Genomic DNA, 16,111 nt, shown 5'->3' with positions numbered 1-16,111 from the left:
TGGAGAACAACAAGATGTCCACTCACCTGAACACCGAGCAACTCCTGCATGCCTACCGGGTCATGCGCACCATCCGCGCCTTCGAAGAGCGCCTGCACATCGAGTTCGCCACCGGCGAGATCCCAGGCTTCGTGCACCTGTATGCCGGCGAAGAGGCATCGGCCGCCGGGGTCATGGCGCACCTGCGCGACAGCGACTGCATCGCCTCCAACCACCGCGGCCACGGCCACTGCATCGCCAAGGGCGTGGACGTGCACGGCATGATGGCCGAGATCTACGGCAAGAAGACCGGCGTATGCGGCGGCAAGGGCGGCTCGATGCATATCGCCGACCTGGAAAAGGGCATGCTCGGCGCCAACGGCATCGTCGGCGCCGGCGCGCCCCTGGTGGCCGGCGCTGCCCTGGCGGCCAAGCTCAAGGGCACCGATGACGTGGCCGTGGTGTTCTTCGGTGACGGCGGCTCCAACGAGGGTGCGGTGTTCGAGGCCATGAACCTGGCCGCGATCATGAACCTGCCGTGCATCTTCGTGGCCGAGAACAACGGCTACGCCGAGGCCACCGCCTCCAACTGGTCGGTGGCGTGCGACCACATCGCCGACCGCGCCGCCGGCTTCGGCATGCCCGGGGTGACCATCGACGGCTACGACTTCTTTGCCGTGCACGAGGCGGCCGGCGCCGCCATCGAGCGTGCCCGCAGCGGCCAGGGCCCGTCGCTGGTGGAGGTCAAGCTGACCCGCTACTACGGCCACTTCGAAGGCGACGCGCAAACCTACCGCGCCCCGGACGAGGTGAAGAACCTGCGCGAAACCCGCGACTGCCTGATGCAGTTCCGCCAGCGCACCACCCGCGCCGGGCTGCTCGGCGACGCCCAGCTGGACCTAGTGGATGCCCAGGTCGAGGACCTGATCGAAGACGCCGTGCGCCGCGCCAAGTCCGACCCCAAGCCCCAGCCTGCCGACCTGCTCAGCGACGTGTACGTCGCCTACCCCTGAGCACGCTGCCCTTACAACAAGAACAATCGGAGAATCATCATGGCGAGAAAAATCAGCTACCAGCAGGCCATCAACGAAGCCCTGGCCCAGGAAATGCGCCGCGACCCCACGGTGTTCATCATTGGCGAGGACGTCGCCGGCGGTGCCGGTGCACCGGGCGAGAATGACGCCTGGGGCGGTGTGCTCGGCGTCACCAAGGGCCTTTACGGGCAGTTCCCCGGCCGCGTGCTGGACGCGCCGCTATCGGAAATCGGCTATGTGGGCGCAGCGGTCGGCGCCGCCACCCAGGGCCTGCGCCCGGTGTGCGAACTGATGTTCGTCGACTTTGCCGGCTGCTGCCTGGACCAGATCCTCAACCAGGCAGCCAAGTTTCGCTACATGTACGGCGGCAAGGCGGTCACCCCGCTGGTGATGCGCACCATGGTCGGCGCCGGCCTGCGCGCCGCCGCCCAGCACTCGCAGATGCTCACCTCGCTGTGGACCCACATCCCGGGCCTGAAGGTGGTGTGCCCGTCGTCGCCGTATGACGCCAAGGGCCTGCTGATCCAGGCGATCCGCGACAACGACCCGGTGATCTTCTGCGAGCACAAGCTGCTCTACAGCCTGCAGGGCGAAGTGCCGGAAGAGGTCTACACCGTGCCGTTCGGCGAGGCCAACTTCTTGCGTGACGGCGACGACATCACCCTGGTGACCTACGGGCGCATGGTCCACCTGGCCATGGAGGCGGCGGCCAACCTGGCGCGCCAGGGCATCGACTGCGAGGTACTCGACCTGCGCACCACCAGCCCGATGGATGAAGACAGCATTCTCGAAAGCGTGGAAAAGACCGGCCGCCTGGTGGTGATCGACGAAGCCAACCCGCGCTGCTCGATGGCCACCGACATCAGTGCGCTGGTGGCGCAGAAAGCCTTCGGCGCACTCAAGGGCCCGATCGAGATGGTCACTGCGCCGCACACCCCGGTGCCGTTCTCCGACGCGCTGGAAGACCTCTACATCCCCACCGCCGCCAAGATCGAGGCTGCTGTGCACACAGTGATGAAAGGGAGGAACGCGGCATGAGCCAGATCCATACCCTGACCATGCCCAAGTGGGGCCTGTCGATGACCGAGGGGCGCATCGACACCTGGCTCAAGCAGGAAGGCGAGCACATCAGCAAGGGCGACGAGGTGCTGGACGTGGAGACCGACAAGATCTCCAGCAGCGTCGAGGCCCCGTTCAGCGGCGTGCTGCGCCGTCAGATCGCCAGGCCCGACGAGACCCTGGCAGTGGGGGCGCTGCTGGCCGTGGTGGTCGAGGGCGAGGCCAGCGACGCGCAGATCGATGCGGTGGTGCAGCGCTTTCAGGCCGATTTCGTGCCCGGTGACGGCGCCGAGCAGGACAGCGGCCCGGCGCCGCAGAAAGTCGAGCTGGGCGGGCACCGGGTGCGCTACTTCGACCTCGGCGAAGGCGGTACGCCGCTGGTGTTGATCCACGGCTTCTGCGGCGACCTGAACAACTGGATGTTCAACCACCCGGCGCTGGCCGCCGAGCGCCGGGTGATCGCCCTCGACCTGCCCGGGCATGGCGAGTCGGGCAAGCACCTGCAACGCGGCGACCTGGATGAGCTGAGCCAGAGCGTGCTGGCCCTGCTCGATCACCTGGACCTGGGGCGCGTGCACCTGGCCGGGCACTCCATGGGTGGTGCGGTGGCCTTGAACCTGGCGCGGCTGGCACCTGCGCGGGTGCAGTCGCTGAGCCTGATCGCCAGCGCCGGGCTGGGGCGCGAGATCAATGGCGGCTACCTGCAGGGCATCGTTGCGGCGGCCAACCGCAACGCCCTGAAGCCGCAGATGACGCAGCTGTTCTCCGACCCCGGGCTGGTGACCCGGCAGATGCTCGAGGACATGCTCAGGTTCAAGCGCCTGGAGGGGGTGGACGAGGCCCTGCGACAACTGGCCGACGCACTGGCCAGCGACGGCGTGCAGCGTCACGACCTGCGCCCGGTGGTGGCGCAGCAGCCGACGCTGGTGCTGTGGGGCAGCGATGACGCGATCATCCCGGCCACCCATGTGGACGGCCTGCCAGCCGAGGTGGCGATACTGCCGGGCCAGGGGCACATGGTGCAGTTGGAAGCGGCCGAGCAGGTCAATGCGCGACTGCTGGCGTTTTTGCGCGGGCACTGACCAGCACCGGTTTGTGTCTCGAGGGCTGCTCTGCAGCCCGATCGCGGGTCAAGCCCGCTCCCACAGGGATCACTGCCGTCTCTGTGGGAGCGGGCTTGACCCGCGATCACGCCAGTACAGACACTGCAGCGCCCCCGATACAAACCCCTCGCACTCAAGTAAACTGGCGCGCTTCGCGCAGTCCCCAGCGGCTGCCCTCCACGAATTACCCAAAGGTGCCCGCCATGCCCTGGCTGCAAGTACGTCTGGCCATCAGCCCGGAACAAGCCGAAACCTACGAAGATGCCCTGCTCGAAGTCGGCGCCGTCTCCGTCACCTTCATGGACGCCGAAGACCAGCCGATCTTCGAACCGGACCTCAACACTACCCCGCTGTGGTCGCACACCCACCTGCTGGCCCTGTTCGAAGCCGACGCCGAACCCGAGGCAGTGTTTGCCCACCTGCAACTGCTGACCGGGGCCGCCCTGCCCGAGCACCAGGCCGAAGTGATCGAAGACCAGGACTGGGAACGCAGCTGGATGGACAACTTCCAGCCCATGCGCTTCGGCCAGCGCCTGTGGATCGTGCCCAGCTGGCACGCCGCCCCCGAGCCGGACGCCGTCAACCTGCTGCTCGACCCGGGCCTGGCGTTCGGCACCGGCACCCACCCGACCACCGCCCTGTGCCTGGAATGGCTCGACGGCCAGGACCTGAACGGCACTGAAGTACTCGACTTCGGCTGCGGCTCAGGCATCCTCGCCATCGCCGCGCTGCTGCTGGGCGCACGCAAGGCGGTGGGCACCGACATCGACGTGCAGGCCATCGAGGCCTCGCGCGACAATGCCGGGCGCAACGGCATCGCCGACGCGCTGTTCGACCTGTACCTGCCCCAGGACATGCCGGCCATGCAGGCCGACGTGCTGGTGGCCAACATCCTCGCCGGCCCGCTGGTCTCGCTGGCCCCGCAGTTGTCCGGCCTGGTACGCCCCGGCGGCCTGCTGGCGCTGTCGGGCATCCTCGCCGAACAGGGCGATGAAGTGGCCGCCGCCTACGCCAAGGACTTCGACCTGGACCCGATCGCCGTGCGCGATGGCTGGGTACGCATCAGTGGTCGCCGGCGCTAACTGCGCCTAGACTACAACTCTGCACAACCCGGACCGCCGCATGACCGACAGTTTCGTCACCCAGTGCCCGCATTGCCAGACCAGCTTTCGCGTCAGCCACACTCAATTGAGTGTGGCCCGCGGGGTAGTGCGCTGCGGCAATTGCCTGCAGGTATTCAACGCCGCCAAGCAACTGCTGGAGCAGAGTGCAGCGCAACAGGCGCTGCAGGTGGCCCCCGCGCTGCCGCCGGCAACGCCGTTGCCTGCGCCGGTGGCCGAAACCGAACATGCACCGCAGCCAGCGCCGTCGGCCCCCGCGCCGATCAGCCAGCGCGAATGGACGGCCAGCGCGCTGGACGTCGACCTCGACCAACTGGACCTCGACCAGGAACTCGCCCGCCTGGAGCAACGCGAAATCCAGCCGATCAGCGAGTTCAAGCGCAGCCAGGCTGAAGACTTCGACCTGGCGCCACGCCGCGAGGACAGCCTCAGCGCCCAGCGCGACGGCCCGGACGACACCTCGTACACCGACAGCCTGTTCAGCAGCCCGGCCGACGAACGCGAAGCCCAGGCAACGCCGCAGCCGCCGCTGGTCGACGAACCCGTCCCGGCTACCGTGGCGCTGCCGGGCGAGCGCACCGAACCCTCGCTGTCGCTGGACCTGGACGGCCTGGATGACGAGCCCCCGCTGCGCGAGCAGCCCCTCCACGACCCCGACGTGGTGGCCGAGCACCTGTCGGCACGCGACCCGGGCGATGAGCCCGACGCGCCGGACCCGGCGTTCGACGACGCCCCGAATACCCGCCACGAACCCGACCTTGGCCCGATGGCCGCACGCTCGCCGCGCAAGCCGGCGCTGGTCGACATCGTCGACGACCCGCTGCAGCTCGACTGGCAGAAGCCGCGCAGCCACTGGGGCCGGCGCCTGCTGTGGGCGCTGCTGACTCTGCTGGCAGGCGCGGCACTGGCTGGCCAGTACATCGCCTATCACTTCGACGAACTGGCCCGCCAGGACCAGTACCGCCCCTGGTTCCAGCAGCTGTGCCCGCAACTGGGCTGCGAAGTGCCTTCCAAGGTCGACATCGCCCGCATCAAGAGCAGCAACCTGGTGGTCCGCAGCCACCCGGACTTTGCCGGCGCGTTGATCGTGGACGCGATCATCTACAATCGTGCGCCCTTCTCGCAGCCATTCCCGCTGCTGGAGCTGCGGTTTGCCGACCTCAACGGCCAACTGATCGCCAGCCGTCGCTTCAAGCCCGGCGAGTACCTGAGCGGCGAGCTGGCCGGCAAGGCCGAAATGCCCAGCCAGACCCCGATCCACATCGCCCTGGACATCCTCGATCCGGGCCCGAAGGCGGTCAACTACAGCCTGAGCTTCCGCTCGCCGGAGTAAACCCAGCGACCAGCGGCAAGCTTCAGGCGGCAAGAGAAAAGCGCGGTATCACGCCACTCCTGCTTTTGGCTGGGGCTTGAAGCTTGTCGCTTGCCGCTCAAACTGTTCATATTTTATCCAGATCGACCTTTATCCGGTCACCGAGAGCGGGTATCATGCCCACCCTTTTTCGAACTCTAAGATCGGCCCCCACAACAGGGAACTCCTATGTCGGCGGTACGCATCGGCCCATACACACTGCAGAACGCCCTGATCCTTGCCCCGATGGCCGGGGTCACGGACCAGCCTTTTCGTCAGCTGTGCCGACGAATGGGCGCAGGCCTGGTGGTGTCCGAAATGGTCAGCAGCGACATGAGCCTGTGGAACAGCCGCAAGTCGCGCCTGCGCATGATTCACGATGGCGATCCCGAGCCCCGCTCGGTGCAGATCGCCGGCGGTGACGCGCAGATGCTCGCGGCCGCGGCCCGGGCCAATGTCGAGGCCGGCGCGCAGATCATCGATATCAACATGGGCTGCCCGGCAAAAAAAGTCTGCAACAAAGCTGCAGGCTCTGCTTTATTGAAGGATGAAGTGCTGGTCAACGAGATCCTCCAGGCGGTGGTCGCCGCCGTGGACGTACCCGTTACCCTCAAGATCCGCACCGGCTGGGACCGGGACAACAAGAATGGCCTGACCGTGGCGAAGATCGCCGAGCAGGCAGGCATTCAGGCACTGGCCGTACATGGCCGCACCCGTGCCGACCTGTACACCGGCGACGCCGAGTACGACACCATCGCCGCCATCAAGCAGGCGGTGTCGATACCGGTATTTGCCAATGGCGACATCACGTCGCCGCAAAAGGCCCGACAGGTGCTCGACGCCACCGGCGCCGACGGCCTGCTGATCGGCCGCGCCGCCCAGGGGCGGCCGTGGATCTTTCGCGAGGTCGAGCACTACCTGCGCACCGGCGAGCTGTTGCCGGCACCGCAGTTGGCTGAAGTGGAACGAATTCTGCTGGAGCACCTGGCCGCGCTGCACGCCTTCTATGGCGATGTGATGGGTGTGCGTATCGCCCGCAAGCATGTGGGCTGGTACCTGGCAACGTTACCGGGCGCCAGGGAGTTTCGCGCCCGCTTCAATGGTTTGGAAGAAACACACGCGCAGTGCGCCGACGTTCGCGAGTTTTTCCGCGAACGTGAACAGAGCCTTGAGACAGAGGACGGACAAGGGGTGGCCGCATGACGATGATGACCGAGACTTTAGTGAGTGGAACAACGCCCGTGAGCGACAACGTCAACCTGAAACAGCACCTGAACACCCCGAGCGAAGAGGGCCAGACCCTTCGCGGGAGCGTGGAGAAGGCGCTGCACAACTACTTTGCGCACCTCGAGGGCGCTGCTGTCACGGACGTGTACAACCTGGTGCTCTCTGAAGTCGAGGCACCCTTGCTCGAAAGCGTGATGAACTACGTCAAGGGCAACCAGACCAAGGCCAGCGAGCTGCTGGGGCTCAACCGGGGCACCTTGCGCAAGAAGCTCAAGCAGTACGATCTGCTGTAACAACGAATCCACACCAGAAAAGGCGGCTCCCATTCGATGAGGTCGCCTTTTTTGCTGACTCCACCGCGTTATGGAATCTGAAATGACCGACCAGACTACCCGCCTGCCGATCCGCCGCGCCTTGATCAGCGTTTCCGACAAGACCGGAATCCTCGAATTCGCCCGTGAGCTGCAACAGCTCGGCGTCGAGATCCTGTCCACCGGTGGCACCTTCAAGTTGCTCCAGGACAATGGCGTCGCCGCGGTGGAAGTTGCCGACTACACCGGCTTTGCCGAAATGATGGACGGCCGGGTCAAGACCCTGCACCCCAAGATCCACGGTGGCATCCTCGGCCGTCGCGGTACCGATGACGCCATCATGGCCGAGCACGGGATCAAGCCGATCGACCTGGTCGCCGTCAACCTGTACCCCTTCGAAGCCACCATCTCCAAGCCGGGCTGCGACCTGCCGACCGCCATCGAGAACATCGACATCGGCGGCCCGACCATGGTTCGCTCGGCGGCCAAGAACCACAAGGACGTGGCCATCGTGGTCAACGCCAGCGACTACGGCCAGGTACTCGAGAGCCTCAAGGCCGGTGGCCTGACCTACGCCCAGCGCTTCGACCTGATGCTCAAGGCGTTCGAGCACACCGCCGCCTACGACGGCATGATCGCCAACTACATGGGCACCGTGAACCAGTCGGCCGACACCCTGAGCACCGAAGACCGCAGCCAGTTCCCGCGCACCTTCAACAGCCAGTTCGTCAAGGCCCAGGAAATGCGCTACGGCGAGAACCCGCACCAGAGCGCGGCGTTCTACGTCGAGGCCAAGCCGAGCGAGGCCGGCATCGCCACCGCCACCCAGCTGCAGGGCAAGGAGCTGTCGTACAACAACGTGGCCGACACCGACGCCGCGCTGGAATGCGTCAAGAGCTTCGTCAAGCCGGCCTGCGTGATCGTCAAGCACGCCAACCCGTGCGGCGTGGCCGTCAGCCCGGACGCCGAGGGCGGCATCCGCCAGGCCTACGAGCTGGCCTACGCCACCGATACCGAATCAGCCTTCGGCGGCATCATCGCGTTCAACCGCGAGCTGGATGCCGAAACCGCCAAGGCCATCGTCGAGCGTCAGTTCGTCGAAGTGATCATCGCCCCGAGCGTGAGCGAAGAAGCCCGCGCCGTGGTGGCCGCCAAGGCCAACGTGCGCCTGCTGGCGTGCGGCCAGTGGTCGGCCGAGCGTGCCGCTGCCTGGGACTACAAGCGCGTCACCGGCGGCCTGCTGGTACAGAGCCGCGACATCGGCATGATCACCGAGGGCGACCTGAAGGTGGTGACCAAACGTGCGCCGACCGAGCAGGAAATCCACGACCTGATCTTCGCCTGGAAAGTGGCCAAGTACGTCAAGTCCAACGCCATCGTCTACGCCAAGAACCGCCAGACCATCGGTGTCGGCGCCGGCCAGATGAGCCGCGTGAACTCGGCGCGCATCGCCGCGATCAAGGCCGAGCATGCCGGCCTGCAGGTACAGGGTGCGGTCATGGCCTCGGATGCGTTCTTCCCGTTCCGCGACGGTATCGACAATGCGGCCAAGGTGGGTATCACTGCGGTGATCCAGCCAGGCGGTTCGATGCGTGATGCCGAGGTGATTGCCGCGGCCGACGAAGCCGGCATCGCGATGGTGTTCACCGGCATGCGCCACTTCCGTCACTGACCAACAGAAAAGGTGCAGACATATCCCTGTGGGAGCGGGCTTGACCCGCGATGCGAGCGACGCGGTACTTCCTGATCGCGTGGCCCCCATCGCGGGTCAAGCCCGCTCCCACAGGACCTCGCTCTTGCAATGACCTGCACAGAACAGCACTCATCCGAATTAGCGTCATCGAGGTTTTGACATGAACGTTTTGATCATCGGTAGCGGCGGCCGCGAACACGCCCTGGCCTGGAAAGTTGCCCAGGACCCTCGCGTCGAGACTGTCTTCGTCGCCCCCGGCAACGCCGGCACCGCCACCGAAGCCAAGTGCAAGAACGTCGACATCGACGTCACCGCCCTGGACCAACTGGCCGACTTCGCCGAGAAGAACGTCGCCCTGACCATCGTCGGCCCCGAGGGCCCGTTGGTAGCCGGCGTGGTCGACCTGTTCCGCAGCCGCGGCCTGGACTGCTTCGGCCCCACCAAGGGCGCGGCGCAGCTGGAAGGCTCCAAGGCCTTCACCAAGGACTTTCTGGCCCGTCACAAGATCCCGACCGCCGACTACCAGAACTTCACCGAAGTGGAGCCGGCCCTGGCCTACCTGCGCGAAAAAGGCGCACCGATCGTGATCAAGGCCGACGGCCTGGCCGCGGGCAAGGGCGTGATCGTCGCCATGACCCTGGCTGAAGCCGAGGACGCGGTACGCGACATGCTCGCCGGCAATGCCTTCGGCGACGCCGGTTCGCGCGTGGTCATCGAAGAGTTCCTCGACGGCGAGGAAGCCAGCTTCATCGTCATGGTCGACGGTCAGAACGTGCTGCCGATGGCCACCAGCCAGGACCACAAGCGCGTCGGCAACGCCGACACCGGCCCCAACACCGGCGGCATGGGCGCCTACTCGCCAGCCCCGGTGGTCACCGCCGAGGTCCACCAGCGCGTGATGGACCAGGTGATCTGGCCGACCGTCAACGGCATGGCAGCCGAAGGCAACGTGTACACCGGCTTCCTGTATGCCGGGCTGATGATCGACAAGGCCGGCAACCCCAAGGTCATCGAGTTCAACTGCCGCTTCGGCGACCCGGAAACCCAGCCGGTGATGCTGCGCCTGGAATCGAGCCTGGTGCTGCTGATCGAAGCGGCGTTCGCCAAGGCCCTGAACAAGGTCGAAGCGCAGTGGAACCCGCAGCCGAGCCTGGGCGTTGTACTGGCCGCCGGCGGCTACCCGGGCGACTACGCCAAGGGCGCACCGATCAGCGGCCTGGACGCCGCAGCCAAGCTCACCGGCAAGGTGTTCCATGCCGGTACCGCCCTCAAGGACGGCCAGGTGGTCACCAGCGGTGGTCGCGTACTGTGTGCCACTGCCCTGGGCGAGACCGTCGAAGCCGCGCAGCAGCAGGCCTACCGCCTGGCCGCCGAAATCGAGTGGGACGGCAGTTTCTACCGCACCGACATCGGCTACCGCGCCATCGCCCGTGAACGTGGCGAGCACCAGGAGTAAGCTGACACGGCAAGGCTCCAAAGGGGCCTTGCCTTCGGCTTGGCACGCCGCGCATAGTTGCAAACCGGCATTTGGCTAGGAAGGGATATCTCGTGCGTTGGCTCAGGATTGCCATTGGACTCACCGTCAGCCTGCTGACTCTGCTCTGCCTGTTCCCGGCCACGGCCGATTCGGGCAGTGGGTGGTCGGTATTGCTCGACGATCAGGCCAACCTGCAACTGAGCGACATCCGTTCCGAGCGTTACCGTAACCAGTTCAGTCCCATCGAGCTCAACCAGCTCGATGCCGCCGAGCCCCAGCAGGCGCTCTGGCTGCATTACCACCTGCCCCCACACCAGCCCGAACAGGTACTGCGCCTGTTCGCCCCGGACCTGTCGCACCTGAACCTGTATGTGGTCGACGGCGCCCGGCTGATCGAGCAGTCCCACAACGGCCGCCCGGACACCAACGGCCCGGTGAGCCTGACCACCAACGATCACCTGCTGGCGGTGCCGAGCAGCGACCAGGCCCAGGACCTCTACCTGCGGCTGGTCTCCGAGCACCAGCTGCGGCCCGGCATCAGCCTGATGCCCGCCGTGAGCGCCGCCGCCGACCAGCGCCAGCCACTGCTGTTCGGGTTGCTGTTCGGCTGCATGGGCATGCTGATCCTGCACAACCTGGTGCGCTTCGGCTATTCGCGCTCCACCAGCAGCCTGTGGCTGGCCGGCTACCACAGCCTGATGCTGCTCAGCGCGCTGATCCTGCTCAACCTGAGCGGGCCGTGGAACCTCTGGCAGACTTCGCAGACCCCGGCCGCCTACCTCACCGCCCTGCTCGCCAGCCTCTGCGGGCTGGCCTTCACCCTGCGCTTCTTCGCCCCCCTGCAGCAGCCGCGCCTGGCCCGCCTGCTGCAAGGCGAGATCCTGCTGATCGCCATCGGCGGCCTGTTGCTGCTGTTCGTCGACACCTTGCCGTTGAACCTGGCCACCTACGCGCTGGTGGCCCTGGCCAGCCTGAGCATGCTGATCACGGCCGTTTGCCACTGGGTGCGCGGCTTCGCCCCGGCGCGCCTGTTCAGCCTGGCCATGCTGGTGTTCAACCTGGGCTGCCTGGTGGTGCTGCCGGCGCTGCTGGGCCTTACCCGCACCCCCACCGAATGGCTGCTGTTCATTCTGCTGGGGTTCATCGCCTTCACCGGCCTTCTGCTCAACATGGCCCTGGGCGAGCGCCTGCGCAGCATCAGCGAGGCGCGCTTCAGCGCCAGCCGCGAACTGGCCGCCAGCACCGCCGAAATCAACGCCAAGGCAGAGTTTCTGGCACGCATCAGCCACGAAATCCGCACCCCGATGAACGGTGTGCTGGGCATGACCGAACTGCTGCTGGGCACCCCGCTGTCGGTCAAGCAGCGCGACTATGTGCAGACCATCCACAGTGCCGGCAACGAGCTGCTGACCCTGATCAACGAGATCCTCGACATCTCCAAGCTCGAGTCCGGCCAGATCGAGCTGGATGACGTGCAGTTCGACCTCAACGCCCTGATCGAGGACTGCCTGAGCATCTTCAGGGCCAAGGCCGAACAGCAGAACATCGAACTGATCAGCTTCACCCAGCCACAGGTGCCACGGGTCATCAGCGGTGACCCCACGCGCCTGCGCCAGGCCCTGCTGAGCCTGCTGGAAAACGCCCTGAAAAAGACCGAGCAGGGCGAGATCCTGCTGGTGGTGGCACTGGACCAGCGCGGCAGCAGCCCGCGCCTGCGCCTGGCCGTGCAGGACAGCGGCGAACCGATCCCGCCCAGCGAGCGCGAGGCACTGCTGCAGGCCGAGTTGCACAGCGAGCACGTGCTGTCGAGCAACAAGCTTGGCGGCCTGCTGGGCCTGGTGATCGCCAAGCAACTGATCGCCCTGATGCAGGGCGAGTTCGGCATCAAGACCAGCCACAACCAGGGCAACACCCTGTGGATGACCCTGCCGCTGGACCCGCAGCGCCTCGAACAGCCCGCCGCCGACCTCGACGGCCCGCTGCGCGATGCCCGGGTGCTGGTGGTGGACGACAACGACACCTGCCGCAAGGTGCTGGTGCAGCAGTGCAGCGCCTGGGGCATGAACGTGAGCGCCGTGCCCTCGGGTAAGGAAGCCCTGGCGCTGCTGCGCACCAAGGCGCACCTGCGTGACTACTTCGATGCCGTGCTGCTCGACCAGAACATGCCCGGCATGACCGGCATGCAACTGGCCGCCAAGATCAAGGAAGATCCGAGCCTGAACCACGACATCCTGATCATCATGCTCACCGGCATCACCAATGCGCCGAGCAAGGTCATCGCCCGCAACGCCGGGGTCAAGCGCATCCTGGCCAAGCCCGTGGCCGGCTACACCCTCAAAACCACCCTGGCCGAAGAACTGGCCCAGCGCAGCAAGGGCCAGATGCTCGGCATGCAGCCGCCCAGCCTGGCCACCCCGCTGGACGTGCCCGCCGACTTCCGCATCCTGGTGGCCGAAGACAACAACATCTCCACCAAGGTGATCCGCGGCATGCTCGGCAAGCTCAACCTGGAGCCCGACACCGCCAGCAACGGCGAGGAAGCCCTGCAGGCCATGAAGGCGCAGCGCTACGACCTGGTGCTGATGGACTGCGAGATGCCGGTGCTGGACGGCTTCTCGGCCACCCAGCAGCTGCGCGCCTGGGAGGCGGTCAGCCTGCGCCCGCGCACGCCGGTGGTGGCGCTGACCGCGCACATCCTGGCCGAGCACAAGGAGCGCGCACGCCAGGCCGGCATGGACGGGCACATGGCCAAGCCGGTGGAGCTGTCGCAACTGCGCGAACTGATCGAATACTGGGTGGCCCACCGCAAGCCCCACGAGCAGCCCGACAACGCGCCCGTCCCCCACTGATACACTTGCCCAACGCCCCCTTTGCCGCGAGCCCACGCCATGCTCCATGAGTTGTTCAGCGTCTACCTGAAGATGCTCGTGCTCTACAGCCCGTTCTTCGTCCTGTCCTGCTTCATCAGCCTGACCCGCGGCCACTCCAGCAAGGAGCGCAAGCAGCTGGCCTGGCGCGTGGCGCTGGCGGTACTGATCGCCAGCGTGCTGCTGTACCTGTTCGGGCGGGCAATCTTCGGCATCTTCGGCATCACCCCCGACGCGTTTCGCATCGGCGCCGGCAGTGTGCTGTTCATCTCGGCGCTGGGCATGGCCCAGGGCAAGTCGGCGGTCAACACCGACAACGTGCAGCAGGACGTGACCATCGTGCCGTTGACCATCCCGCTGACCGTCGGCCCCGGCACCATCGGTGCGCTGCTGGTGATGGGCGTCAGCCAGCCGCACTGGGACGACAAGCTGCTGGCCATCGTGAGTATCGCCCTGGCCAGCTTCACCGTTGGCCTGGTGCTGTTTCTGTCGCACCGCATCGAACGGCTGCTTGGCGACCAGGGCCTGCAGATCGTCAGCCGGCTGATGGGCCTGTTCGTGTGCGCCCTGGCGGCGCAGATCATCTTCACCGGGATCAAGGGCTACCTGGTGCTCTAGCCCCTACCGGTCCTGGAAGAAACCTTCCGAGAGTGCCCGGGTCTGGGCCAGTACGAACGTGCGATGGCTCGCGTACGCCTGGCGATCGAACAGGTAGCAGCCACCATGGGGAGTCAGGGTCACGTAGCGCCGGTAGGTATCGGTCAGAAAGCCGTGTTCGACGTCCACTTCAAAGCGCATCACCAGCCCGCAGAAACACAGCATGGGCTGGTTGCGTCGATCGGTGAAACAGGGCGTGACCTTGCAGTGCATGGCCTTCTCCACGTCGCGCCTGGGCATGGCCGAAGACTCGAAGTGGCGTCGGGCCTTTGTCTCCAGGTCGAGGTCGCGCAGCGACTGGCTGATCACCTGGTGAAACAGCACCTCGGCGTCCCGCTGTACCACCGTGACCTCGAAGGCACGCACCTGCGCCAGGTCGTGGGCAGCCGTGGACACCGACGACAGAAAGCTGATCAGACGGCAACCATGCCGCAGCAGGCAGGCATGGTGGAACTCATTCCAGGCCTGCGGCGAGGCATGCTGACCAACCGCTTTGCTGGCGTACATCTCGGCGTACACCATCAGGTCCATCATGTCCTGCATGTCGGCAGGGTCCATGCCCTCACCGAACGACACCCGGTTGTCGCCGATCACCTGCGAACGTTCAGTGGAGGTCATGGGTGCCTCCTTGCAGCGAGCCGTCGGCCTTGGCCTTGGCCTGCGGCACCACCCGCCTGAGCACAACGGCATCGTCCTCCAGGGCTGCCACCGTCATCTCGCGCAGTCGCGCATACCGCGCAACCGACAACTGCTTGTGGCTGTAGAAGAACAGCGCGTCGCCCGGGCTGTCGACCCCGCAGAACGTCTGGTGCAGAAAGTCCTGCTGAAGCGGCACCACCAGCGCCAGGCTCACAAACAGGCTGAACACCTGGTCTGGCGCAGTACACGCACTGAGCTGGAAGTTGATCGCCGTGCGCTGGCTGGCCTGGGTGTGCGCGAGCACCTGGGCACGAAACAGCTGGCGCGCCGGGTGCTCGTAGGCCAGTTCGCAAATCTGCTCCAGCATGCCGGTCATCTGCCGCACGATGGCCGCAGGCAACTTCTTCTTCAGGTGCCTGGTCACCAGCGCGACGATGCTCAGGTCATCCAGGCCGGCGAACCTGGACACATCGGACTGCACGGTCTGGGTGCTCCACATGAGCTGGCCCAGGCCGTCCACATTGCGCTTGAACCAGGCCCGGGGGTTGGCGGTGACCAGGCCGTCCTGGTTGGCCGACACCTGCGCCAGCAAGTGGGAGTTCAATACATCATCCCTGTCCGGTGCGCTCAACCCGCCGGGAAATGAAATCAGCTGCGCACCATTGACCCATGTCTCGTACTGCATTGCCATGCCTCGACTCCTTGAGGATAGCGGCACCGGCGCCTTGACACCGGTGCCGGTAGAATTACTTCTTCTTGATTTTCCTGAAGAAGTTATCCGAGGAAATACCCATGTAGTCGTGGATGTCGTCTTTGTTGCGCTGATAGACACGTTCGTTCCAGTTGACCATGGTGGCCACCTGAGTGATGTCCATGGTTTCGTTGTCCCACTTCCAGAACAGTGCGCCGCCCTTGTCGGTACGCTTGTTGTATTCAAGCCCGATGAACAGTGTCACGGCTTCGCCGTTATCCGTTTCAAGGCACGGCAGAATGCGGCAACTGTCCTTGCTCGCGCCGGTGCTGTTGTTGTTGAACAGGGTGATCATGTCCTCGTCGCCCTTGAGCTTGTCGAGGGCCCTGGAAACCAGCGGGATCATGGCGGCTGCGTTGCCACCGGCCACCGAGGCGACGATTTCCAGCACCACGCTGTCCATGGTGATGTCGCGCTTGCTGGTGTTGTAGCTCTGACGGTCCGAACTGGTCATGAACCAGCCGGCGTGCAGCATGGCCTCCCGGTAGGCTGCCAGCCATTGCAGGGGCTGCTCCTGGATACTGCCCGAGGTGTTGGCCACCATCTCGGCGAACAGGGTGGCGTCCTTGGCCATCTGGCGCTTGTCCGCCGACAGCTTGTCGGCAAAGGTCAGAATCGTCGGGCCTTCGCTGGTCATCAGTGCCACTTCGCCCGCTTCGTCATCGAGCTCTTCACTGGCCAGCAGCCCGCGCATGGACAGCGGCGAATGCTGAAGATCCGGTACTTCCAGGTTGCTGAAGAATTCAGCGCTTTTTTCCGCGCAGGGAAACACAGTCGAGTTATCCATAACATCATCCTTGTTCAGTTTTGGTTTGCCGCGGCACAGCCAGGCCACTGCAAAC

At 65.6% G+C, this 16,111-nt stretch carries 14 protein-coding genes; 11 read left to right on the top strand and 3 right to left on the bottom strand.

The genetic code is table 11. From position 1 onward, the window contains the following. Positions 1 to 14 precede the first annotated feature (14 nt). The 11 genes from KH389_RS02870 (at position 15) to KH389_RS02820 (ending at position 13,840) form a co-directional block, all read left to right on the top strand. A complete protein-coding gene (locus KH389_RS02870; RefSeq protein WP_043860466.1) occupies positions 15 to 992 on the top strand; it encodes a thiamine pyrophosphate-dependent dehydrogenase E1 component subunit alpha in 978 nt (325 codons plus the stop codon). A 39-nt stretch (positions 993 to 1,031) separates the two neighbouring features. Beyond that, complete coding sequence (locus KH389_RS02865) at positions 1,032 to 2,051, top strand: alpha-ketoacid dehydrogenase subunit beta (RefSeq protein ID WP_088514167.1); 1,020 nt, start codon at positions 1,032 to 1,034, stop codon at positions 2,049 to 2,051. Then, positions 2,048 to 3,154: an acetoin dehydrogenase dihydrolipoyllysine-residue acetyltransferase subunit gene (locus KH389_RS02860; protein ID WP_078481548.1), complete on the top strand. Its 1,107-nt coding sequence runs from the start codon at positions 2,048 to 2,050 to the stop codon at positions 3,152 to 3,154. Before KH389_RS02865 ends, KH389_RS02860 begins: the two co-directional genes overlap by 4 nt. A 224-nt stretch (positions 3,155 to 3,378) precedes the next feature. Further along, positions 3,379 to 4,257 (top strand): 50S ribosomal protein L11 methyltransferase, encoded by an 879-nt coding sequence (gene prmA / locus KH389_RS02855; protein WP_043860469.1) that lies wholly within the window; start codon positions 3,379 to 3,381, stop codon positions 4,255 to 4,257. A gap of 40 nt (positions 4,258 to 4,297) precedes the next feature. Continuing rightward, on the top strand, positions 4,298 to 5,629 hold the full coding sequence (locus KH389_RS02850) for a DUF3426 domain-containing protein (protein ID WP_210015340.1): 1,332 nt from the start codon (positions 4,298 to 4,300) through the stop codon (positions 5,627 to 5,629). Positions 5,630 to 5,836: 207 nt separating this feature from the next. Beyond that, a complete protein-coding gene (dusB, locus tag KH389_RS02845; RefSeq protein ID WP_043860471.1) occupies positions 5,837 to 6,850 on the top strand; it encodes a tRNA dihydrouridine synthase DusB in 1,014 nt (337 codons plus the stop codon). Continuing rightward, the gene (fis, locus tag KH389_RS02840) at positions 6,847 to 7,167 is read left to right on the top strand and encodes a DNA-binding transcriptional regulator Fis (protein ID WP_003186237.1); all 321 of its coding nucleotides are present in this window, start codon (positions 6,847 to 6,849) and stop codon (positions 7,165 to 7,167) included. Before dusB ends, fis begins: the two co-directional genes overlap by 4 nt. A gap of 82 nt (positions 7,168 to 7,249) precedes the next feature. After that, complete coding sequence (gene purH / locus KH389_RS02835; protein ID WP_058541562.1) at positions 7,250 to 8,857, top strand: bifunctional phosphoribosylaminoimidazolecarboxamide formyltransferase/IMP cyclohydrolase; 1,608 nt, start codon at positions 7,250 to 7,252, stop codon at positions 8,855 to 8,857. 181 nt (positions 8,858 to 9,038) lie between these two features. Next, on the top strand, positions 9,039 to 10,334 hold the full coding sequence (gene purD, locus KH389_RS02830; RefSeq protein ID WP_043860473.1) for a phosphoribosylamine--glycine ligase: 1,296 nt from the start codon (positions 9,039 to 9,041) through the stop codon (positions 10,332 to 10,334). A gap of 92 nt (positions 10,335 to 10,426) precedes the next feature. Further along, positions 10,427 to 13,204, top strand: a complete 2,778-nt coding sequence (locus KH389_RS02825; protein ID WP_213606853.1) for a hybrid sensor histidine kinase/response regulator — start codon at positions 10,427 to 10,429, stop codon at positions 13,202 to 13,204. Between the two features lie 39 nt (positions 13,205 to 13,243). Further along, complete coding sequence (locus tag KH389_RS02820; protein ID WP_043860475.1) at positions 13,244 to 13,840, top strand: MarC family protein; 597 nt, start codon at positions 13,244 to 13,246, stop codon at positions 13,838 to 13,840. A 3-nt stretch (positions 13,841 to 13,843) separates the two neighbouring features. Here the strand turns inward: KH389_RS02820 and KH389_RS02815 are convergent, their stop codons facing one another. Genes KH389_RS02815 through KH389_RS02805 form a run of 3 tightly spaced genes read right to left on the bottom strand, consistent with a single transcriptional unit; the run spans position 13,844 to position 16,056 of the window. Further along, on the bottom strand, positions 13,844 to 14,497 hold the full coding sequence (locus tag KH389_RS02815; RefSeq protein ID WP_043860476.1) for a hypothetical protein: 654 nt from the start codon (positions 14,495 to 14,497) through the stop codon (positions 13,844 to 13,846). Further along, positions 14,484 to 15,209: a hypothetical protein gene (locus KH389_RS02810; RefSeq protein WP_116052617.1), complete on the bottom strand. Its 726-nt coding sequence runs from the start codon at positions 15,207 to 15,209 to the stop codon at positions 14,484 to 14,486. Before KH389_RS02810 ends, KH389_RS02815 begins: the two co-directional genes overlap by 14 nt. 55 nt (positions 15,210 to 15,264) lie before the next feature. Next, the gene (locus KH389_RS02805) at positions 15,265 to 16,056 is read right to left on the bottom strand and encodes a hypothetical protein (RefSeq protein WP_213606851.1); all 792 of its coding nucleotides are present in this window, start codon (positions 16,054 to 16,056) and stop codon (positions 15,265 to 15,267) included. Positions 16,057 to 16,111: the final 55 nt, after the last annotated feature.

The sequence above is a fragment of the Pseudomonas qingdaonensis genome (assembly GCF_018398475.1).
Classification (GTDB): Bacteria; Pseudomonadota; Gammaproteobacteria; order Pseudomonadales; family Pseudomonadaceae; genus Aquipseudomonas; species Aquipseudomonas palmensis.
This window is presented reverse-complemented; position numbering and strand designations above follow the sequence as displayed.